The sequence below is a fragment of the Paenibacillus sp. V4I7 genome, from assembly GCF_030817275.1.
Taxonomy (GTDB): domain Bacteria; phylum Bacillota; class Bacilli; order Paenibacillales; family NBRC-103111; genus Paenibacillus_E.
On sequence record NZ_JAUSZD010000002.1, the window covers coordinates 920805 to 942182 of the forward strand.

Sequence of the window (21378 nt, forward strand, 5' to 3'; positions counted from 1 at the left end):
TGGAGGTACCACCCAACCACTTACAAAAGGAGACGGTTTCTTTGTACATTCAATATACCATGGATCAACTTTGCCTGCCAATGGACTTGGAGGAAGATATTCCTCAAAATCACCTCGTTCGCATTGTAAACGCCGCCGTGAATCAACTGGATGACGTCATTTTCGACGCAGCTTACCCTGGAGGCGGAAGAGATAGCTATCACCCTAAGATGCTAACAAAAGTGATCATTTATGCCTACACCCAGCGTATTTACTCCTCCCGACAGATCGCCAAGGCTGTCCGCGAAAACGTCATGTTCATGTGGATTGCAGGCAGACAACGACCCGACTTCCGCACCATTAACCGTTTTCGTTCTGAACGGATGAAAGCCCTGCTGGAGACCGTATTTACCGCGGTTCTTCAATTTTTGGCCGACGAGAAGTACGTTCAACTAGAGCACTATTTTGTTGACGGTACTAAAATTGAAGCGAATGCCAATCGGTATACCTTTGTTTGGGGTAAAGCGGTTGTGAAGCATAAGGCCAAGCTTCAGGAGAAAGTGCAGACGCTGTTTGCCACGATCGAAGAAGCTGAGAAGCAAGAAGAGCAGATGCATGTTGGCCAAGACCTAAGCGAACTGGGCGGAGCGTCTGAGATCACAAGTGAAAAATTAGAGATCGCTGTCAAACAATTGGAAGAAAGACTGCAGGAAAACCCGAAGGACAAGTCGCTAAAGAAAGCCGTACGCACACTTCGAAAAGATCTTCTTCCTCGACTTCAAAAGTATGAAACACATGAAGAAATTTTAGGGAGTCGGAATAGCTACAGTAAGACCGACAAAGATGCTACGTTCATGCGGATGAAAGAAGATCATATGCGAAACGGCCAACTTAAGCCGGGTTACAATGTACAGATCGGCACTGAAAATCAATTTATCCTCGGCTACAGCGTACACCAACGGCCTACCGATACACGCTGCCTCATCCCTCATCTTGAAAAAGTAAAATCGCAACTAGGCAAGCTGCCGAGCACGATCATCGCTGATGCGGGATATGGCGGCGAAGAGAACTACGACTATTTAGAGAAAAATGAAGTCGAAGCCATCGTCAAATATAGCACCTATCACCGTGAGAAAAACAAAGCGTGGCAAAAGGATATTAGTAAAATCGACAACTGGACCTATGACGAAGAACAAGATACGTGGACATGTGCGACAGGACAACCCCTCATTTTCCGCAGAGCAAGCAAAGAGAAAACGGAGAGTGGATATGAAATCGAGTACCGCCATTACCGGAGTGCAAGCTGTGAAGGTTGCCCGCTGAAACCACAGTGTACGAAAGCCCAAGGTAATCGCGAAGTTAAAGTAAGCATGAACTACTTGCGATTAAAGAACCAAGCGCGCAACAAACTCCGTAGCGAAGAAGGTTACGCGCTAGCAGTACGGCGTATGATTGAGCCAGAGCCTGTGTTTGGTGACATCAAGAACAACCGCGGATTCAAAAGATTCCTGCTTCGAGGCTTACCCAAAGTAAGTCTAGAGGTCGGGTGGCTTTCGCTTGCCCATAACTTGCTGAAGAAAGCAGCGATGGACGCTAAAAATAAAGGAGCTAAGCACGTACAAGCCGCTTAGCTCCTTTTTCATTCAAATATTCACTTTTTCTAACGATCTGGAGTGTCCTACACACCAAGACTATCATGGCTTTTGGGACACCCTCTTTCCTATTAAAGCATGTAACCCTGCCAAGCCTTAACCCATAACATACGTAATCTTGAAGTTTCTTATAGACAGGTCACCAATAGATCCCCGTGATTATTTCGGAGATATTGGTGACCTTCTTTTTTATTTTGTTCATATTGGGTTCATATTGAACCTGTATGGTTAGCGTATAAACATTTGATGAAAATAAGTTTACGCTTGTCATGAGGGGAGTACAGGAATGAATCGATTAACACAATTTTCCATGAAGAATGTCTCGGCATTATTCATTATCATGATCATGCTTTTTGTAGGCGGATTTTATTCATCCACGCAGCTTAAAGTAGAGAACATGCCAAACGTTTCTTTTCCAGTAGTTGCTGTAACAACAACTTATACAGGGGCTCCCAAGGATGTCATGGATGAAATTACGGCTCCGATTGAAGAAAAGCTAGCGAACATTGAAGATCTGGATTCCATTACTTCAACTTCGAGTGATAATTTCTCCATGATTATCGTTCTTTTCAAACAAAATGTAGATATTGATAAGAAAAAACAGGCCGTTCAAGACATGCTGGCTGAAGTTTCTCTTCCAGCAACGGCAGGTGCGCCTAAAGCCTCCACTTTTGGTGCGGCATCATTCCCTTCGAATTACTTAGTCGCTTTTGCCAATGACGGGGTAAGCCAAACAGAGCTCGACAAATCTTTTAAAGATAAAATCAAGCCAGGTCTTGAAGGAATTAAAGGGATCGACCATATGGACGTTATTGGTGCCAGAAGCACATCGCTCGATATTGAGCTAGATGCTGCTGCGCTTGATGTATATGGATTGTCACCGGCTCTAGTGAGCAATGCGATTAATTCCGCCGCGACGAAGAGTCCGATCGGTAGTGTAGAAATTAGCGGCAACAATAAGATGACTCGTGTCACTGGTAATTTATCAAGCTTGTACGATTTGGAACAGGTCGAAATCACCACACCTAAAGGAGATATCGTAACACTAGATCAAGTCTCCAAGGTAAAGGCGATAACGGAATCTGACTTCAATGGTAGATTGGATGGCAAGCCAGCTATTGGTATGATTTTATACAAAGCAGGCAGTGCGAATGCGGTTGATTTCTCAGGATCCATCGAGAAGCTGATTCATGAGTGGGAAACGACACTACCAAACATTACTTTCAAAAATACTTATGATAGTGCAGATCAAATTAAAGAGTCCATTACAGGACTTGTACGTGAAGGAGTTGTAGGGGCGGTATTGGCTTCCTTGATGATTCTCATTTTCCTGAGAAACATTCGGATGACACTCATTGTTCTCGTCTCCATTCCACTTTCCATTTTGATCACATTGTTATTGATGTCGACATTAGACTTAACACTTAATACGATGACTCTTGGTGGTATTTTTATCGCAGTAGGTCGTGTAGTCGATGATTCTATTGTTGTTATTGAAAATATATATGCCTCATTGGAAAAAGCACAAGAACGCAAAGAATCCGTTATCGCCTTGGCAACAAAGCAGGTTTCGATGGCTATTACGTCCTCAACTTTGGCAACTGTAGGGGTCTTTGCTCCACTTGCTCTGGTAACGGGTGTTGTGGGAGGGTTCTTTAGACCCTTTGCATTAACGATTGCTTGTGCACTTTTATCTTCCTTAATTGTAGCTTTGACGGTTATTCCAATGCTCGCTAAATTGCTCGTTCTTCGCAGTAAGCCGGGTAAAGGGCATCATGATGAATCAAAGCCAACTAAACTAACAACATTCTATGAAAAAGCATTGACGTGGAGTTTGACAAATCGGATTAAAACACTGTTGATTTCAGGGCTAATGCTTGTTGTAACTATTGCGGCGACGGTACCGTTTCTATCGGTTTCGTTCTTGCCTAGTACGAAGCCTGCGACAACGATGTATTTTCAGATAAAGATGCCGTATGCAACCTCTTTTGAGGCAACAGATGCGAAAACAAAAGAAATCGAAACCATCTTGTTAGATTCGAAAGATTCCAATGGCGAACCTGTTTTTAAATTCGTCGAATCATTAGTTGGGTATGCTGGCAACGATGACGAACGGACGCCATATGCTTCGCAAATTTTTGTCCAAGTGAATGATAAAGTAGATCCGAATCAAGTGAAAGATGAAATGAAAGCTTATATACTCTCTGAGCTGCCAAGCGGATCCGAAGTAGAGCCTAAAGCCATGGAAGGGGATTTCGGTGTTTCATCCACTGATTTTGCCTATACCTTGCAAGGTGAGGATCAGCTTCAATTAGAGAAAGCAGCCGGTTTGGTTAAAGAAAAGTTGAATACATTCACTGAGCTTAGTGAAGTTGAGGATAACCTGAGTGATGCGAAAACAGAAATAGAAATTGCTGTAGATCAGAAGAAAGCGAGAGCATACGGATTAAGCTCATCGACCGTTCGTGATACTGCACGTGCGTGGATTCAAAAGCAAAATCTAGGAGACATGAAATTCGATAATATCGTTTATACAACAACGGTATCGTTAGACAAATCAGACAAAGATACACTAGAAAAACTAGGTAATATCCCATTGACCAGCGCGAATGGTTCAAGGGTCTTACTGAAGGAAGTAGCTAAGGTTAATGAAACAAAAGGCGCTGCCTCACTTGCACGTGAGGAACAGCAGCAACTTGTGAAAGTAACAGCAAAAATCAATTCTGCAGATAAGACAGGTGTGAGCGCCAAGCTTGCTGCAGCGATGAATGATATCCAATTGCCTGATGGCGTGACACCAAAAATTAGCGGTGTTTCGGATGATGTGAATGAAAGCTTTATGCAATTGTTCATCGCGATGGCTGCCGCCATATTCGTGGTTTACTTGATTATGGTCCTGGCCTTTGGGAACGCAAGTGCACCATTCGCCATCTTGTTCTCTCTACCGCTTGCTGTGATTGGGGGCCTTCTAGGACTTGTCATTGCAAGAGAGCCTTTAACCGTAACCTCTATGATTGGTTTCCTCATGCTTATTGGGATCGTAGTAACGAATGCGATTGTACTAATTGATCGTGCACAACAACTGCGCGAAGAGGGATACACGGTACGCCATGCTTTAATTGAAGCGGGGAAAGTAAGACTTCGTCCCATTATTATGACCGCTGGAGCTACCATTATGGCATTGGTTCCTCTAGCGCTCGGTATTTCTGGAGAAGGTGGATTAATCGGTAAAGGACTGGGTGTAGTCGTTATCGGTGGTCTGATTACCTCTACGCTATTGACATTAGTTGTCGTACCGATTGTGTACGAATTGATTGAAAGTATAAAGAGCCGTATAGGTCGTATGTCCAAGCGTAATAAAGAAAACGAAAAAACGATGTTAGAGGTATAAGGAGGCACATAGATGATTAACGATAGTTCGCAAAAACGAAAAATCAAATCCCGTTCGATGGGAGTGATAGCGTTATTGACCGCAGCAGCGGTCTTGGTGTCAGCCTGTTCAGCACCAGGTGCAAAAGGGGCTGCAACGGTGCAGTTAGCACCAAGGGCGATTAAAACAGATGTCATAAAGAAGCAGAAAATTAGCAATCCGATCGAACAAGTTGCTGATGTAGCGGCAGGAACGACGCTTGATGTTGTATCGAAAGCGGGCGGTGAGGTAACGGAAGTGCTGAAAAAACGAGGAGAGTATGTTGAGAAGGGGGAAATACTCTTCGTTATTGATAATAAAGATGCCTTATCTGCCAAAAGGAAAAGTGAGCTTTCTGTAAGAAGTGCCCAAGAATCCTTGCAACAAGCAAAGGATAATAAAGTAAATAACCGCAAAGATCTGTTGGACAATGTAACTAGATCGCAAACTGCACTCAAGAATGCTACCCAGGAATACAACAAAATTCGTAATGAATATGATGCAGGCATCGCCGTTCAGCATCAGGTGGATCAATCCAAACAAGCACTAGATAGCGCTCAGATGAATCTAGATGCTGCACAAAGCAAGCTTTCAGCGTTTGATAACTCCGATTCGATTTCGGCTATTCAAACGCAAGCAGAGTCTGCAAGTCTAGCACTAGAAGATGCGACTCGTTCTTTAGAGAACTATCAAGTAAAGGCACCAGGTAACGGCATTCTTACCGATTTCAATGTAGTGGTTGGGCAAACCGTAGCTGCCGCGGCAGGGAAAGTTGGGCAAGTCCAACAGATTGATCCGATCAAAATCAAAACGGAGCTTACGGAAACGAATTTCCTACTTGTTAAAGGAAAGCAAGAACTCATTTACTATAATCCGGACTCGCCTGACAAAAAAGGAACAGCTAAAATTAGCTACTTGGCACCTATTATGAGTGCTGCAACAAAAACGTACACGTTAGAACTGGAAGTTCCAAATAGCGATCATCTGCTGCAGCCTGGTAATCGATTTATGGTACAGCTTACGACTGAAACGGAAGAACAAGTGATTGCTATTCCTACATTAAGCATCATTCGTGAAGAGTCCGATACGATTGTCTTTGTTCAGCAAGGTGACCAATATCAGAAACGGAAAGTGAAATTAGGACGCATTAACGGGGAGTATCAAGAAGTAATCGAAGGCGTGAAAGACGGCGAGCAATTGGTTACTACCGGACAGAATACTTTGAAAGACGGACAAAAAGTAGACATTGCTAGCGCGGGGCAGCAACCAACAACAACACCAGCAGCCAAATAGACATCAGCGAAATTTCACAATAAGGAGAATACTTAAATGAAAAACAAACCATGGAAATCTAGTCTGACAGCCATCATGCTAGGAGCAATGATCGTTCAAGGAGGCACAACCGTATGGGCGGCTGACTCGACGACGCCAATTGTCTCTGCACCAACTGTCAATTACGGATTGACAGCTGATATACGAGCTGCAATTAAAAGTGCAGCGGTGACGCCAACCGCGTCAGGTTCCCAGCTTGCGGTTACTATTCGATTGTATAACGGAGGCGCCGTACAGAACAGAGTTCCCGAACACGAGCTTCGTGTTCAAACGGCAAGTGGCGTTTCGTATACATTGAAACCAAGTGCTAGCAATAAAGAAGCTTTGCAGCCCAAAGAAATCGGCGAGCTTGTGTACATGACTTCCATTGATAGCAAGGAAATTGGTCAAATTGAGCAATTATCTTTCGTCAATGTGGATATCTATTCCTATCCAAAGGTGGAAACAACACTGCTAGCTATGCCAACTAAATCCGTGTGGTACGGAGGTACGGGAAATACGGCTTTGCAGAGCCTCGAAAACTTAGCATGGGGTCAAGCATTCACCATTCCTGGGGTTAATTCAGGATTGACGTATTCACCTGTCGAGGTTTCTATGCAAAATACGGCATCAGGCCGCGCGGCTGTTGTGACGGTATTGGCTAGTAATCCTGGAGCTGGGCGGGAAACAGTTCCTGCTTTCCGTACGGACGCTCAGTCTGAGCAGAAGAACTATGAAGGCAATCGTTCCGAAGTAGACCCGGTGACTTTGGAGGCCGGCGAAAAGAAATACATTCATTTTGCGATTCCCGTTGAAAATGGTGTGACGTTGTCTAACCTTCTCGTTTTATCGACGGATACGTTTGTACCCAAAGGTGGAGGTCAAGCCACCACGCTAACAACAGGTAAACTAGCTATCGCATGGCCGAAAGAGCAAGGGAATTCTGCTGCAGCACCTTATACAATTGGTCAGCCGATCACATTTGATGCTTTGACCAAAGTTGTTGGTAAATCAACAGAAGTATCGCTTATGGAGCTTCATCTGCATGAGAATCCAGGTGAAGGCTACCAAACTGCGGTAGCTAAGTTCAAATTAACGAATACAAGTACAACGCCTACTGCTACTCCTGCTTTCCTATCGGAATTGGTCAATGCACAGGGTGTTACTTATCAAGGGTCCCGTCAAACGAATGTAACGACGATGCTAAATCCTGGATTAAGCTACGTGGTAAGCTACTCCTACATTGTGCCGCAAACCGAAGAGAGCACCAGCTTCTCGTTAAAGCTGCTCGATTCAGTGGCTGCTGCACCTTTTACAACAACGATTGCCGCTCTGCAAACGGATGTACAGAAGGAAGAGACGGATTCTACCATCTCCTTATATCCATTTGATCTGACGTTCAATGATGTAACAGTAAGCACACAGACGACTGCTCAATTGACCTATACGTACAAGTTCCGACTTGATCTAGACATTAAACAAAAAGAAAATGTCGTGGTTGACAACAACTTCTCGAAATTGAAATTTGAAATTGTTGATAACGCCGGACGTGTTGTCGGTTCTAAGGACGCTTCCTTCACAGGTGTAAATAAATTAATCAGTGGGAAACAATTGTTGGATGCTACGAATATTACAACTGATCAATTCAGCTATCCTTTCACTGTCAATGTGTATGAAACCATCGAAACGCAGAATGGAACGGCTAAACGCTTATTGAAAGTCATCAAATAAGTGCCAGTTGAATAAATAAAAAATGAGAAGGCAAGGTTATTCTTGCCTTCTCATTTTTATGGTGGTGGCTATCAGGCCATGTTAGTTTGAAACAGCCACTGTTCATCGCTACAGACGAGCTTTAACGGACTTTGCATAGTCAGATGGCGGCATGCCAACGGTTTTCTTGAAATCTCTTGAAAAATAGTGAATGCTGGCGTACCCCAACATTGCTGCTATCTCAGTAAAATTATAACGGCCATCTCTAATAAAAGTTTTGGCTTGTTCAATTTTGAGGGATTTGAAGGCTTCCAAGACGCCTGTCTGCATCTGAGATTGGAAAAGCTCCTTTAATCGGCTTTTGCCCAAGTGAAACTTTTGACATAAATGGTCTTGTGTGAAGGATTGAGAGAGATTGGCTTTCAAATATTCCATGATTTGCTGAACGATTCGTTGTTCGGCTTTTTCTTTTTGAAGGGATGATTGCTTGTATTTCATAGAATCTGGCGTGGAAGCTTGCTCTTGATTCCGAATGAGTGTGATTAACAAAACCTCTAAATAGGATTTGATCATTTGTTCGCTGGCAAAAGGCGCATGCGGATTTCTTTCCAAATGATGAACGGTTGGCTTGTCAAAAGGGGGCAGGAACGCCTGAAACCCTTCTTGGATAATGAGGGATAGGATATTTCTTTCCCGGTCTCCTAATGCCAGAATCTTTTTCTCGAAAATAGTCATGGCTGGGGACGTGCACTCGAAGCATATGACGATAAGATTTGGCGGTGTATGCTCATGCTTAACGCTAACCGTATGGAATTCCTCGGGTTTGTGAAAGATCATATTTCCCTGATGAAGGGTATGAATGTGATCATCGGCTCGAATCTCAACTTCCCCTTTGTCCACGTAAAGAATCTCCCAGAAGTCATGCTGTTCTCCGTCAAATACAAATCCCTTTGCGTACTCGAAGTAATGAAAGGAAAAGAGGGTTTGAATGGTAAGTGATTCCTGTAGTTGTATACTTGGGAAATCCATGCTGCTCGTCCTCTCTCAGGGTGGTTCTTGTTCCAAACTCATTTTTAATCTTATTTTACCATATCCATTTTTGCAAAAGTGCAAATAAATCGGCTTTTTGGATAAATCTTATCGAGTGTAGCTCTTTTATAATAAAGGGAAGAGACGGAGGAGATAACAATGAAAAAAGGGATCAATATGTGGTCATTTCCAGGCTCCATGAAGGTAGAACAATGTATCGCTGTTGCTAAGAAAGCCGGATTTGACGGCATTGAGCTGGCTTTAAACGAGACGGGCCAATTAAGCTTGGAAAGTAAAGAAAGCGAAATCAAGGAATACCGTAAGATTGCGGAAGATCAGGGCATTGCGCTCTCGAGTTTAGCCAGTGGATTATACTGGACATATTCTTTAACAAGTGGACATGCACAAACGCGTCAAAAAGCAAAAGACATCGTCAAGAAACAATTGGAGAACGCTGCTATTTTGGGTGTAGATACGATATTGGTTGTGCCAGGTGCTGTTGGCGTTGATTTCATTCCGGATTCTGAAGTGGTTCCATATGATCAAGCCTATGACTACGCTTTGGAAGGCATAAGCGAGCTTTCCAATGTTGCACAATCATTGAAGGTTTCCATTGGTATAGAAAACGTATGGAATAAATTCTTACTATCCCCGCTTGAAATGAGAGACTTTATCGATAAAATCAATTCGCCATATGTGGGCGCTTACTTTGACGTAGGGAATGTCTTATATGCCGGCTATCCGGAGCATTGGATTTCCATTTTAAATAAACGTATCAAAAAAGTGCATTTCAAAGATTACCGCCGCGCCGCAGGAGGTTTGCATGGTTTTGTTGATCTTCTAGCCGGTGATGTGAATTATCCAGAGGTTATGAAAGCCCTTCAAGCTATCGGGTATGACGATTATGTCATTGCCGAAATGATTCCGGGTTATACGCATCATGGCGAACAGATTATTTATAATACATCGGGTGCAATGGACGCCATCTTAGGGAGGAAGTAATCAACATGCTGAGAATCGGATTAATTGGATTAGGCTTTATGGGTAGGACTCATCTAGAAAATTACGTTCGCCTGGAGTCAGAAGGAGTTCCCATTCAGATTGTGGCTATATGTGATATTGACAATGAGAAGCTCGAAGGTCGCGCGGCTGCCGGCAACATTGATACGGGTTCATCTGGCATTGACTTCGGTCGCTACAATAAATATACAAGTGTGACCGAAATGCTTGAGAAGGAACAGCTTGATTACGTGGATATTGCATTGCCTACTTATCTGCACAGAGACATAGCGGTTCAATGTTTGAATCATGGTCTTCATGTTTTGTGTGAAAAACCGATGGCGCTGAATGCTGCGGAATGTAAAGATATGATTCAGGCAGCCGAGGCGAATGGCAAGCAGCTAATGATAGGTCAATGCTTGAGATTCTGGCCGGCCTATGTATACCTGAAGCAGGTGGTTGAAGAGAAGACGTTTGGTCAAGCATTGGGTGGTTATTTCTATCGCGGGGGAGCTACTCCGACCTGGGGACCTTGGCTTACACAGAAGGAGAAAAGCGGCGGAGCATTGTTAGATATGCACGTTCATGATATTGATATGATACATTGGCTGTTCGGTAAGCCAGAATCCGTATCGTGTTTGGCACGCAATGTTGTTCCCGGCAGCGGATATGATGTGGTTTCTGCCAATTATCTATATGAAGATGGCAAAGTCATCAATGCTCAAGCAGATTGGACGCTTGAAGGCGACTATGGCTTCGACATGCAGTTCCGAGTTAATTTTGAAAAAGGCAATATCGTTTTCAAAGGTGATTCCTTACAAGTAAATGTGAACGAAGGAAAAGGCTTCAGTCCTGAGCTATCCTCGGAAATGGGCTATTATAACGAACTTAAATATTTTATTGAGACGTTACTTTCCGGTGAAAGTATTGCAGTAGCGACTCCCTCCAGTACGATGGGCAGCATTGAAATTGCTGAGGCTGAAATCGAATCTGCGGACAACCGTGGTGCATGGGTTAAGGTAAAATAGCTTGGTGTGTACGAAAAACCTTGGAAATCATTATGATTTCCAAGGTTTTTTGTAAGATTATTAATTGCCTGGATGTTTATTTGCATCATCAATGCCATTATTGCTGTTATTATTGTTTTTGTTGTCTTCACTTGCTTTTTGACCTTTTTGTTGATTGGATTGATTTTTTTGTTTGTTCGACATTAGCCCACATCCTTAGATATATTTCAAACCTTCATTATTGTGAGCAGTCTCAGGGTTATTATTCACGTTTAGTTCAATTTTAGGTATCACGTGACAAAGTTTAATTTGATGGATATTAATAGCATTTGACTGTAATCGCTTCCGTATCCTACACTAATAGCATTTGAACTTAAGGGAGTTAGGGATTGAAAAACATGGAGTCAACAGCATCTTGGAAAAAGCTTGGTCTATTCGCGGTCACATGGCCGATATTCATTGATTCCGTCTTGCGGATGATGCTGGGAACGGCAGATGTGTTTATGCTCAGCCGTATTTCGGATCAAGTGACCGGAGCGGTCGGCTTGGCTAACGAAATCATTGTTTTCTGTATATTGATGTTTGGCTTCGTTGGGCTTGGAACGAGTGTAGCAGTCGCACAAAATCTTGGTGCCGGCAGGGCCAAAGAAGCCAGCCGCATTTCAGCGCTCGCCATAACGATAAATTTGATATTTGGTATTTTGGTTAGCATTTTATTGGTTGTCTTTGGTGAGTCGCTGATGCGGCTAATGAATTTGGCGCCGGAGCAGACGGAGATCGCCAAAAGATATTTAAGCATCATTGGCGCTTTCATATGGATTGAGGCGTTGTCCTACGCTATCTCATCTGTGCTTCGTTCCAATGGTCAAACGAGAGACGTCATGTTCGTGACGTTGGGAGTGAACCTGATCCATGTAGCCGGTAACATTCTTCTTATCTTTGGAAACCTTGGTTTTCCCGAATGGGGAGTAACTGGAGCCGCAGTATCCACTGTGGGAAGTCGTCTTATTGGGCTTATCGTTCTGATTGTCATCTTATATCGCCGTATTCCCGTACCGATTCGTCTTAAACACTATGTCACATTTGATAACCGTATTGTGAAGCAAATCATGAGCATTGGCATACCTGCAGCCGGCGAGCATCTGTCCTGGCAATCTCAGCATATGATGATCGTCAGTTTTATTAATATTATCGGTCAATCGGCTTTGAGCACTCATGTATACATGATGAATATAACCAACTATTTCATGGCGTTAGCCATGGCAATAGGCATGGGGACTGAGATTATTGTTGGTCATATGGTAGGTGCTGGAGCATTCAAGGCGGCCTATCATAAGCTAATTCGAAGCTTAAAGATTAGCTTCCTTGTGACTTTTGTAGTTGTGGGAATTGCATCTATTTTCCGTAAAGATTTGATAGGGCTATTCACTGACAATCCGGAAATTATTGCGATGGGTTCGAGTATATTAGTACTCTCTATTCTCTTAGAGCCTGGCCGGACATTCAATCTAGTTGTCATTAACTCCCTTCGTGCCGCTGGAGATGCGAGATTTCCCGTTCTCATGGGGATTCTATCCATGTGGGGAATCGCGGTGCCGCTTGCGTATTGGCTTGGCATTGTAATGAAAATGGGACTGCTTGGCGTGTGGGTCGCATTTGCGGTAGATGAATGGGTGAGAGGTCTATTCATGTATCTAAGGTGGAAGAGCCGGGTATGGCAGAGCAAGGCGCTGGTGAAGCCAAATGTAGGAACAATCGCCAAGTAGAATGCGATTAGAATGTAAAGAAGCACAGGACCCTTGAGGGTTCTGTGCTTCTTTCGTTGGAGTGACATGCACGGTCGCTGCTGGTGACTGGTGCAATACTAGTATATTCAGTTTCTTCTAAAAAGAGCTGGATGTTAACGGAGATAATAGAAATAGTGCTAGTGTCCCGTTCAATAGAATTACTTCTTCAAACCAGTGTAGATATGGATGGCATCTCTTAGAAACTCAGCCGTACCGGGCTGCTTTTCATCATAGTAAGCCTTAAACCGTTCGTCATCCACATACATTTGGGCTAGGCCAGCGTGCGCCTCTTTACTATACTCGTTCCAGTAATAGGTTAACCACTGTTTATGCAAATCCGCGGCTGCTTGAGCCAGTTCGCTGGCAGGGTCCCCATTTTTGAAAGCTTCAGCCAATGTAGTTATTACTTCATTCGTCAATCGCGTTACCTCGTCCTGCTGTTCTTGTGTCATGTTTTTGATTTTTTGGTTAGATATATCTACGGTTTCATCGCCATACTTCTCGCGAATTTCTTTCCCGTATTTATCCTCGTTATCATCGATCATCTTTTGCTTGAAGCCTTCAAATTTCTCTTTATCTGTCATGGTTATTCTCCCTTCGGTTAAGGCAATTGTTTTTTCTACATTTGTAATTAGTAAATCTAATTGTTTTCTTTTGTCGAGGAGTTGTTCATGGTGTTCTTTCAGGGCATTGGCTCCATTGAAGGAAGGGGCGGTAACTATTTCTTTAATACTGTCCAGACTTACCCCTAGTTCTCTGTAGAACAGAATTTGTTGTAATCGATCCACTTCCGCTTGACCATAGATTCGATATCCTGACGAGTTGATTCTTGCCGGCTTAAGAAGTTCAATCTCATCATAATATCGAAGCGTTCTGGTGCTAACCCCAGCCAATTTGCCCAGATGCTGCACGGTGTATTCCATCTGTTCACCTCCTGACAACATAACTGTACAGCTTTACGTAGCGTGAATGTCAACTGCTTTTTTGAAATTTAATTCTGTAAGTAATACAAGTCTTACTCTAGGAATAGGATGATACGAGCCTTGAAGCATGTACATATCAATTAATGAATGGGTGATTTAGTTGTATACGATTCTTAGTTTTTTTCTTCTGGGTTTATCGCTGGCTGCACCTATTGGTCCTATTAATGCAGCTGTATTAGACAGAGGAATTAAGAAAGGTTTTTTTCATGCTTGGGTAGTGGGTATTGGAGCACTGATAGCTGATGCATTGTTAATGATCCTCATTTACTTCGGACTTGTACATTTTCTAACAACGCCTTTTATGAAAACGTTTCTTTGGTTATTTGGCTGCTTTATTTTACTCTACTCGGGTATCGAAAGTTTGATTGATGCGGGGAAAATAAAAGAAGAAGCTTATAGAAACGAAGTTACACTTTCGAAATCGTTTTTCTCCGGTTTTTTCATGTCTATAACAAGTCCCTTGTCCATACTCTTTTGGCTTGGTATCTATGGGTCGGTTTTAGCGGAAACAATTGCTGAATTCGATAGAAACCACGTATTATTATATACGGGAGTTATGTTCACTGGTATTTGTATGTGGGATGTTTTTATGGCTTCGTTAGCCAGTACGTTTCGAAGATTTCTCACGACTCGCGCACTTTCTGTCATATCTATCGCATCAGGACTATCCCTGATCGGCTTTGGGTTACATTTTGGGATTAAGGCCTTCCATGCCCTCTTTGGATAACGTTAGGTCGCTCCTTCACGATTATTATGTTTAGGATTTGGCAGTTCTTTCGCTTTATAAGATGCTGCGTGAACGTTCTTTTTCCATTTGAAGCTCATGCCCCATGTAACCAAGCCTATAATCACGACAAATAAGAGGCTTATCCAGAATCCTGGTCGACTCGTTTCATGAAAGACTGTACCCGTGATCGCGGTAAGGATTAGAGCCATGCCCAGATATCGTTTAATCTTTCCCCAAACGGATAGTTGTAGTAAGCGTCCTGATGATAGTAGGATGAAGAGCCAGTTCAAGAGCAGCATAATCCCTGCTGCTGTTGTTACATATTCATAGAGCTCCTCAGGCAGCAAGAGAGCCATCAATACCGCTACAGCTATACCTCCAGTCGTAAAACCGATGGCGAATAAAGGCATTTTTCTTTTCCCTGATGTTTTTTTGGCAAAGATTGAGGGGGCATCATGATCTTTGGCTAAAGTGATAAGGATAGTTGTCACCGCAAATAAAGAAGCCACCATTGTAGAGAATCCAGCAATAATTAGGATAGCGTTAAACGCATGAGGGACAAAAGGCAGATTATAACTTCCCAAAGCAACCTGAAACGGGCTTTCCTTTCCCTGTAAGGCATTCAAGGGGATCAAGGTTAAAGCAAGAATAAGAGATGCGATATAGATCGTCGTTAAAAGAAGGATCATGATGTTTCCTGCTTTAGGTGCCTCTTCGGGCCGCTTCAATCGTGTGGCCATTAAGCCCATGATTTCAATACCGCCAAAGGCGTAAAAAGCATAAATAAAAGAGGACCAAGAGCCCATTAACCCAGCTGGCAAAAAGGTTTCTGTGGTCGCCCGGAATCTCGGTTGATGAGCTCCACCTGTAATAAATCCAAAGACAGCAGCGCCTGCTATAAGGAGAAACATAACGATAGCTGATACTTTGATAATGGCAAAAACATGCTCTGTGCGCTCGAATGCTTTTGTCCCGAGTAAGATAACACCCAGTCCAATCAAGGCGTAAACCGTTGCGAAAATCCACATAGGTACCGCTGGAAACCAGAATCGGGTAAAGAGGGACAAAGCTGTTAACTGACTTCCCATAATTAAGAGCTCTGAGCTCCAATAGACCCATCCGCTGCTGAAGCCTGCCCAGCGCCCATATGCTTTTTTGGCATATGCCCTAAAAGATCCTTGCTGTGGATCCGCTCCCGTCATTCGGGCCAAGACATCAAAGACAATATAAGTGCCTATGGCTGCCAGAATGAACATGAAAATGACGGATCCACCGCCCATTTTGATACCAATCCCAGAGCCTAAGAAGTAACCCGTACCAATCGTGCAGGCAACTCCAAGCAAAGATAGCTGCCACCACTTCATCTGTCCTGACTTATCACTCTTTGCTTTTGTGGACATATAGCCTCCTAATGCCGTTCGTCTAGAAATAACAGCTGTTAGTATAGCTTATCCATTGGTAAAATATACTTAGAAATTAACCCATCTGAACTAAAAGAGTGCTGTCTCTTAGGATGACCTCATACGAGTGGAGTCTAGCACTTGGCACATTATGGCAACGACCCGTATGTACTTCAAACGTCCATCCATGCAGCGGACACACGAGTTCTCCATCTTCAAGGTCAACGGTGTAACCGGCATGAGGGCAAACACTAGATAGTAGGGTATAAATACCTTCCATCTCCGTTAGGAAATACAGGTTATCCTCGACTTCAACCTCTGCCGGAAATGATGTGAATTGATCTTTTGTTCCGATTTTGATTTCTTTCATGTTGTTCTCCTTTTCAACCAGGTTAGATTGATTATAAGTCACGGCTATTATTTCACCAAATGAAAAAGTGACAAAGGAGTATATAAAAATGAGCAAGAATAACCCATTATTAGAGGCATTTAATCAAGCTAGTTATCCAGTAGGCAGCCATAGTAAAAGAAACATTCAAATTTTGAAAGAAGCATTCAATGAGTTGGATGGGAACCTGGACAGTGATAGTTATGGTTCAGGTCAAATTATCGAAAATTTTCAAGAAGAAATGGCCACATTCTTGGGTAAAGAAACAGCCGTATTTTTCCCTAGTGGAACCATGGCACAACAAATTGCCTTAAGAATCTGGTGTGACAGGAAAGGCATTAAGAAAGTGGCTTATCATCCGTTAAGTCATTTGGAAATACATGAAGAAGATGGTTTAAAAGAATTGCATCAAATTGAAACTATTTTGCTTGGGGATAAAGACAGATTGATCCGACTAGAAGATGTTCTTCATATGAAGGACGATATAGCTTGTCTATTGATAGAATTACCTCAACGTGAAATTGGCGGACAGCTGCCGGATTACGAGGAGCTTGTTGCCATTTGTACTTATTGTCGGGAAAAAGGGATTAAACTGCATCTAGATGGAGCCAGATTGTACGAGATCCTCCCCTATTATCAAAAAACAGCAGCAGAAATTTGTGAGCTTTTTGATAGTGTGTATATTTCTTTTTACAAAGGGATTGGCGGGATCGCAGGAGCCATACTTGCAGGCAATGAAGCTTTTACAAAAGAGTCCAAAGTATGGAAAAGACGATACGGAGGCGATTTAATTAGCCTTTATCCGTATATCCTCAGTGCCAGCTATTATTTCAAACAGAGATTGCCTAAAATGAATCAGTATTATGAAGAAGCCAAAGTTCTTGCTGGATACTATAATCAATGCCAAGGCGTTGTGACAAAACCGTTAGTACCTGTGACTAACATGTTTCATGTGCATGTTGATCTGCCGAAAGAGAAGCTTGAACCTATATTAGTAGCCTTGTACGAGGAGACGGGAATGGGCTTAACGCACTATGTAAGAGAGAGCAGCGAGACAACTAGTTGTTATGAAGTAACGATTGGTGATCGCTTTGCGAATATACCCAAAGATGAGCTTAGGAGAGCATTCCAGCGGCTGGATGTGAAAATGAGAGAAGCAACCGGTGTGAGCGGCTGATAGATAACCCGAACCCATGAAAGCTGTTTAGATCGGATACGAAAGAGCCACACTGGTGTTATGGGGTGGTTAGAAATGCTCTTTGCGCCAATAAAGCCAATGATTGTCAGTATCGGTAAAGAAGCCTTTGATGACGAGAATTATATATTTGAACCCAAATGGGACGGGTGGCGAATCCTCATACATAAGCAGGGGAATCGTATTGAAGCTTTCACACGTAATGGTATGCTGATTTCAAGCAAATTTCCGGAATTAAAGGAAGCAGCAGCGGCAATCAAGGCTCATACGGCGATTTTTGACTGTGAGGGAATTGTTTTACGTGGTGGCAGACCCGTATTTGATGATTTCTCTTATCGTGGCCGGTTGAGTAATTCTGCTAGGATTAATCGCGCTCTTAACACACATCCCGTAACATTTGTTGTATTTGATGTCCTTTACACAGATAGAGCTCATTTGGATGAATCGTTAACGCAGCGAAAGCAGCGGCTTGGCGACATCGTCGATTCTACACCCGTTATTATGCCTACCATGTTCGTAGGAGGACAAGGTAAGGCGCTGTTTGAGTTAATGAAAGAACGAAATATGGAAGGCATTGTAGCGAAGCGAAAGAATTCCAAATACCAACTGGATACCAGAAGTGACGATTGGTTGAAAATGAAATACTTTAAGTCGATTGACGTTGTTATTTTGGGCTACAGAACGAATCCTTTTGGCCTTGTTATCGGCTTGAATTTCAGAACGGTGAAGAATAAACCTGTTGGTGTGGTTGAGTTTGGTTTTCTATCAGAAGATAAGCAAATGTTTTTAGTAATAGTTAAGCAATTGAACACGGTCAGGGATGAGAAAACGCAGTGGATCGAACCTCGCTTGTGCTGCCGGATAGAATATTTGGAACGAACAGACACGCATCAACTAAGGACTACAATATTTCGTGGTTTTTTGCCGGATAAGAAGCCTGAGGAATGTAAATGGGAATCTTAAAGAAACAAGTGGTAAATAAAGTATGCTAAAATAGGCTCAGGTCCAATCAAGAACACTTAATTTAAATCAGTTAATTACAAAGGAGCGATTATAATGAACATTATTTTTCATGGACAAAGCTGTGTTGAGATTCGATTAAAGGAACATACGCTCATCATAGATCCGTTCTTGAACCATAACCCTCTAGCCGTTACGAAACCGGAAGATATTAAGGCCGATTACATACTCGTCACACATGGGCATGCCGATCATTTAGGTGATTCACTAGAGATTGCAAAGCGCAATCAAGCCACCATTATTGCACCCAATGATTTGGGAAGGTACTTGTCATTCCAAGGCGCACAATCCCATGGAATGGGGATCGGCGGAGAATATGAGTTTCCCTTTGGTAAAGTAAAAATGACACTGGCGCTGCACGATTCTTCTTATAACCCGCCCGGAACTAAAGAAAATATTTATACAGGGATGGCTAGTGGTTTTCTCATTACGGCAGAGGGGAAAACGATATACCACGCAGGGGACACGGGCCTTTTTGGAGATATGCAATTGTTGGGCAAATTAAATGCTATTGATCTTGCCTTCCTTCCAATTGGCGACAACTATACCATGGGCCCACGCGACGCTGTTATCGCTGCACAGTTCTTACAAGCAAAAATGGTCGTTCCCATGCACTACAATACTTTTCCTCTCATTAAGCAGGATCCGAAGGCTTTTGTTGATAGTCTGGCTTCTGAGGGGATTAAGGGTGTTGTCATAGAACCTGGTCAAAGTCTAACAATCTAAAATTAATCCTAAAGGAGGCTTTTTTAGCCATGATGTTTGAGCACCTGGTTTCGTTCAAATTTAATGAGAACTTAGATCCACAGAAGGAAAAGAAATTGCTTGAAACCATATTGTCTTTTAAAAATAATATCCCTGGGATCGTCGATTTATCTGCCGGTATAAATGTGACAGAAGAAACAGAGCAAGTGCAAGGATACACATTAGGGCTTCGTGTGACTTTTCAAGATCAAGAATCTTTACGACAATACGGACCACATCCTTTGCACCAGCAATTCGTGAAATCTTTAGAGGGAATTATCGAGAATGTCATAGTGATTGACTACCCAATCGTGAAGTGAGTGATAAACAGGGGGAAAACCGAGTGAAATTAGCCTTTATTTCGGATATACATGGGAATTCAATCGCTCTCGAAGCCGTTTTAGAAGATATAACTAAGAAAGAGATAGACCGTATTTATGTGCTTGGCGATCTTTGCTACCGTGGACCGGATCCCAAACGATCTCTTGCCTTGATCCGATCTTTAAACACTCAGGTTATTAAAGGAAACGCTGATGAATGGGTTGTGCGCGGCGTAAATCAAGGAGAAGTCCCGGAACAGGTTATTGAAATGATGAAGATGGAACGGGAGTGGACGGTTGCGCAATTGGACAAGCAGGATATCGAATATCTGGCGAGTCTGCCGACTGAAATGAAGCTTGAGATAGAGGGGATCTCTATTCATGCGTTCCATGCGACACCAGAAAGCTTGTTCGAAATTGTTCTTCCAGGTGCTGGCGATGAGGTGCTGAAGTCGAAGTTAATGTCCGCTTCTGATGCGGATATATTCATTTATGCTCATATCCACAGGCCTTTTATTCGTTATATGGAAGGTGAAATACTGTTGAATATCGGAAGTGTAGGTCTGCCTTTTGACGGTATGCCTAAAGCTGCCTATGCCATTGTAGAAATTGAAAATGGACAAATCCGAACCTCAATTGAACGTGTTCCATATCGGATTGAAGACGTGGTCAAGCAATATGAAGAAGCTAAGTATCCAAACGCAGAAATGATGACAAGAATTGTTCGAAACGGTCTTGTGAAATAAGAAAGAATCATTGACCGTCGGATGTATTCATTTGACGATCTTTCCAAAATAAGACGGTTAGCATACGCTCTACCCATTCTTTATCTTCGGTCGTAAGTACAAAACCATCAAACATGAGCTCATTCTCTCGGAGAAAACGTCGCAAATTAACGGGATTGCTTTGAAATTGTTGTTCAGAGGGAGAAGACTCTAGATATCCAGCGATATCCATCAGTTCGGAGTAGGAAGTGTTAAGCCCTTCTGAAAGCTTCATTAATACTTCCGGTGAAGGTATGCCGCGATTCCCGTTCTCTAGTTGGGAAATATAAGCTGCTGAGACTCCTGAACGGTCGGCAAGCTCACGGATGGTGAAGCCTTTTAGTTTGCGCATATCTTTTAATTTATCGTAGAAATACATAGACTCTCACTCACCCTCACTTACAAAAGTAAACATTAGTAAACGATATAATAGTAGCAGTTTACTAAAGTAATTACAATTGGAGTAACGGATAAAATAGATCCACATTTGGTTACTTATGTAAACAAAAATGGTTGCATAAGTAAAAATCAATGGTATAATGTTCGTGAGGGGAACAAAATGAGAACGGGGGTCTATGCAGCAGAATGAATATAAAGATCTTGGCGAAGACCGATGTTTTTATTAAAGCGAGAGTCATTAAAGGTTACTCCCAGAGAGAGTTGGCGAAGCACTCGGGTTTAAGTCATGCTTATATCAGTCTGCTTGAGCGATCTATTAAATCAGTGGGCCCATCCACAGCTAAGAAATTGAGTGATTTGCTAGATAAGGATTTGGAAGAATTGTTTCTGATTGAGATGTAGTCTGAATTGAAATGATGATTGTGAAGGTATATGTAAACAAAGACCCGCAGCATGTTGCTGTGGGTCCTCTTTTTTTAGTGATCAAGGAAAATAAAGATTGTTAGTGGAAAATAAAGTTCGTTAGCGGGTGTTCACTTTTGTGCGGGGCAATTA

General features: G+C 42.7%; 20 protein-coding genes. 14 read left to right on the top strand and 6 right to left on the bottom strand.

Annotated features, from left to right (window positions below):
* The first annotated feature begins 41 nt into the window (after window positions 1–41).
* The 4 genes from QFZ80_RS05420 (at window position 42) to QFZ80_RS05435 (ending at window position 8082) form a co-directional block, all read left to right on the top strand.
* Window positions 42–1610: an IS1182 family transposase gene (locus QFZ80_RS05420; protein WP_307557632.1), complete on the top strand. Its 1569-nt coding sequence runs from the start codon at window positions 42–44 to the stop codon at window positions 1608–1610.
* A 307-nt stretch (window positions 1611–1917) separates the two neighbouring features.
* Entirely contained in the window at window positions 1918–5022 is a 3105-nt protein-coding gene (locus tag QFZ80_RS05425) for an efflux RND transporter permease subunit (RefSeq protein ID WP_307557634.1), read from the top strand.
* 12 nt (window positions 5023–5034) lie between these two features.
* On the top strand, window positions 5035–6333 hold the full coding sequence (locus tag QFZ80_RS05430) for an efflux RND transporter periplasmic adaptor subunit (RefSeq protein ID WP_307548195.1): 1299 nt from the start codon (window positions 5035–5037) through the stop codon (window positions 6331–6333).
* Between the two features lie 36 nt (window positions 6334–6369).
* Window positions 6370–8082: a hypothetical protein gene (locus QFZ80_RS05435; RefSeq protein WP_307557636.1), complete on the top strand. Its 1713-nt coding sequence runs from the start codon at window positions 6370–6372 to the stop codon at window positions 8080–8082.
* A gap of 108 nt (window positions 8083–8190) precedes the next feature.
* Here the strand turns inward: QFZ80_RS05435 and QFZ80_RS05440 are convergent, their stop codons facing one another.
* Window positions 8191–9090 carry an AraC family transcriptional regulator gene (locus QFZ80_RS05440; protein ID WP_307557638.1) on the bottom strand — a complete coding sequence of 300 codons (900 nt, stop codon included), beginning with the start codon at window positions 9088–9090 and terminating at the stop codon, window positions 8191–8193.
* A gap of 159 nt (window positions 9091–9249) precedes the next feature.
* On the opposite strand from QFZ80_RS05440, the gene QFZ80_RS05445 reads away from it, so the two are divergent.
* Together QFZ80_RS05445 and QFZ80_RS05450 are read left to right on the top strand one after the other, a co-directional pair.
* Window positions 9250–10092 carry a sugar phosphate isomerase/epimerase family protein gene (locus tag QFZ80_RS05445; protein ID WP_307548189.1) on the top strand — a complete coding sequence of 281 codons (843 nt, stop codon included), beginning with the start codon at window positions 9250–9252 and terminating at the stop codon, window positions 10090–10092.
* A 5-nt stretch (window positions 10093–10097) separates the two neighbouring features.
* A complete protein-coding gene (locus QFZ80_RS05450; protein WP_307557640.1) occupies window positions 10098–11117 on the top strand; it encodes a Gfo/Idh/MocA family protein in 1020 nt (339 codons plus the stop codon).
* A gap of 60 nt (window positions 11118–11177) precedes the next feature.
* On the opposite strand, the gene QFZ80_RS05455 is transcribed toward QFZ80_RS05450, so the two are convergent.
* Window positions 11178–11300, bottom strand: coding sequence for a hypothetical protein (locus QFZ80_RS05455; protein ID WP_307548185.1), 123 nt, complete (start codon window positions 11298–11300; stop codon window positions 11178–11180).
* A 194-nt stretch (window positions 11301–11494) separates the two neighbouring features.
* Here QFZ80_RS05455 and QFZ80_RS05460 point away from each other — a divergent pair, with 194 nt between their 5' ends.
* Window positions 11495–12862 (top strand): MATE family efflux transporter, encoded by a 1368-nt coding sequence (locus QFZ80_RS05460; RefSeq protein WP_307564036.1) that lies wholly within the window; start codon window positions 11495–11497, stop codon window positions 12860–12862.
* 179 nt (window positions 12863–13041) lie between these two features.
* On the opposite strand, the gene QFZ80_RS05465 is transcribed toward QFZ80_RS05460, so the two are convergent.
* Window positions 13042–13806, bottom strand: a complete 765-nt coding sequence (locus tag QFZ80_RS05465; RefSeq protein WP_307557642.1) for a MerR family transcriptional regulator — start codon at window positions 13804–13806, stop codon at window positions 13042–13044.
* Window positions 13807–13966: 160 nt separating this feature from the next.
* Between QFZ80_RS05465 and QFZ80_RS05470 the strand changes: the two genes are divergently transcribed.
* Window positions 13967–14593, top strand: a complete 627-nt coding sequence (locus QFZ80_RS05470) for a LysE family transporter (protein ID WP_307548181.1) — start codon at window positions 13967–13969, stop codon at window positions 14591–14593.
* Window positions 14594–14595: 2 nt separating this feature from the next.
* Here QFZ80_RS05470 and QFZ80_RS05475 read toward each other — a convergent pair whose 3' ends face one another.
* Window positions 14596–15993, bottom strand: coding sequence for an amino acid permease (locus QFZ80_RS05475; RefSeq protein ID WP_307548179.1), 1398 nt, complete (start codon window positions 15991–15993; stop codon window positions 14596–14598).
* A 76-nt stretch (window positions 15994–16069) separates the two neighbouring features.
* Complete coding sequence (locus QFZ80_RS05480) at window positions 16070–16363, bottom strand: Rieske (2Fe-2S) protein (protein ID WP_307548177.1); 294 nt, start codon at window positions 16361–16363, stop codon at window positions 16070–16072.
* Between the two features lie 88 nt (window positions 16364–16451).
* On the opposite strand from QFZ80_RS05480, the gene QFZ80_RS05485 reads away from it, so the two are divergent.
* From QFZ80_RS05485 to QFZ80_RS05505, 5 genes are all read left to right on the top strand, one after another.
* Entirely contained in the window at window positions 16452–17558 is a 1107-nt protein-coding gene (locus QFZ80_RS05485) for a threonine aldolase family protein (protein ID WP_307557644.1), read from the top strand.
* Window positions 17559–17633: 75 nt separating this feature from the next.
* Complete coding sequence (locus QFZ80_RS05490; protein ID WP_307557646.1) at window positions 17634–18539, top strand: ATP-dependent DNA ligase; 906 nt, start codon at window positions 17634–17636, stop codon at window positions 18537–18539.
* A gap of 93 nt (window positions 18540–18632) precedes the next feature.
* Complete coding sequence (locus tag QFZ80_RS05495) at window positions 18633–19322, top strand: metal-dependent hydrolase (RefSeq protein ID WP_307557648.1); 690 nt, start codon at window positions 18633–18635, stop codon at window positions 19320–19322.
* Window positions 19323–19351: 29 nt separating this feature from the next.
* Window positions 19352–19660 carry a Dabb family protein gene (locus QFZ80_RS05500; protein WP_307557650.1) on the top strand — a complete coding sequence of 103 codons (309 nt, stop codon included), beginning with the start codon at window positions 19352–19354 and terminating at the stop codon, window positions 19658–19660.
* Window positions 19661–19683: 23 nt separating this feature from the next.
* Window positions 19684–20406, top strand: coding sequence for a metallophosphoesterase family protein (locus tag QFZ80_RS05505; RefSeq protein ID WP_307557652.1), 723 nt, complete (start codon window positions 19684–19686; stop codon window positions 20404–20406).
* 7 nt (window positions 20407–20413) lie between these two features.
* Here the strand turns inward: QFZ80_RS05505 and QFZ80_RS05510 are convergent, their stop codons facing one another.
* On the bottom strand, window positions 20414–20803 hold the full coding sequence (locus tag QFZ80_RS05510) for a helix-turn-helix domain-containing protein (protein ID WP_307557654.1): 390 nt from the start codon (window positions 20801–20803) through the stop codon (window positions 20414–20416).
* A gap of 206 nt (window positions 20804–21009) precedes the next feature.
* Here QFZ80_RS05510 and QFZ80_RS05515 point away from each other — a divergent pair, with 206 nt between their 5' ends.
* Window positions 21010–21225, top strand: coding sequence for a helix-turn-helix domain-containing protein (locus tag QFZ80_RS05515; protein WP_216625547.1), 216 nt, complete (start codon window positions 21010–21012; stop codon window positions 21223–21225).
* Window positions 21226–21378 lie beyond the last annotated feature (153 nt).

Coding starts and splice junctions, on each gene's coding strand:
- QFZ80_RS05430 (WP_307548195.1), top strand. CDS start 5,035: ATGATTAACGATAGTTCGCAAAAACGAAAAATCAAATCCCGTTCGATG.
- QFZ80_RS05460 (WP_307564036.1), top strand. CDS start 11,495: ATGGAGTCAACAGCATCTTGGAAAAAGCTTGGTCTATTCGCGGTCACA.
- QFZ80_RS05500 (WP_307557650.1), top strand. CDS start 19,352: ATGATGTTTGAGCACCTGGTTTCGTTCAAATTTAATGAGAACTTAGAT.
- QFZ80_RS05510 (WP_307557654.1), bottom strand. CDS start 20,803: ATGTATTTCTACGATAAATTAAAAGATATGCGCAAACTAAAAGGCTTC.
- QFZ80_RS05435 (WP_307557636.1), top strand. CDS start 6,370: ATGAAAAACAAACCATGGAAATCTAGTCTGACAGCCATCATGCTAGGA.
- QFZ80_RS05450 (WP_307557640.1), top strand. CDS start 10,098: ATGCTGAGAATCGGATTAATTGGATTAGGCTTTATGGGTAGGACTCAT.
- QFZ80_RS05490 (WP_307557646.1), top strand. CDS start 17,634: ATGCTCTTTGCGCCAATAAAGCCAATGATTGTCAGTATCGGTAAAGAA.
- QFZ80_RS05495 (WP_307557648.1), top strand. CDS start 18,633: ATGAACATTATTTTTCATGGACAAAGCTGTGTTGAGATTCGATTAAAG.
- QFZ80_RS05515 (WP_216625547.1), top strand. CDS start 21,010: ATGAATATAAAGATCTTGGCGAAGACCGATGTTTTTATTAAAGCGAGA.
- QFZ80_RS05455 (WP_307548185.1), bottom strand. CDS start 11,300: ATGTCGAACAAACAAAAAAATCAATCCAATCAACAAAAAGGTCAAAAA.
- QFZ80_RS05475 (WP_307548179.1), bottom strand. CDS start 15,993: ATGTCCACAAAAGCAAAGAGTGATAAGTCAGGACAGATGAAGTGGTGG.
- QFZ80_RS05440 (WP_307557638.1), bottom strand. CDS start 9,090: ATGGATTTCCCAAGTATACAACTACAGGAATCACTTACCATTCAAACC.
- QFZ80_RS05485 (WP_307557644.1), top strand. CDS start 16,452: ATGAGCAAGAATAACCCATTATTAGAGGCATTTAATCAAGCTAGTTAT.
- QFZ80_RS05480 (WP_307548177.1), bottom strand. CDS start 16,363: ATGAAAGAAATCAAAATCGGAACAAAAGATCAATTCACATCATTTCCG.
- QFZ80_RS05445 (WP_307548189.1), top strand. CDS start 9,250: ATGAAAAAAGGGATCAATATGTGGTCATTTCCAGGCTCCATGAAGGTA.
- QFZ80_RS05425 (WP_307557634.1), top strand. CDS start 1,918: ATGAATCGATTAACACAATTTTCCATGAAGAATGTCTCGGCATTATTC.
- QFZ80_RS05465 (WP_307557642.1), bottom strand. CDS start 13,806: ATGGAATACACCGTGCAGCATCTGGGCAAATTGGCTGGGGTTAGCACC.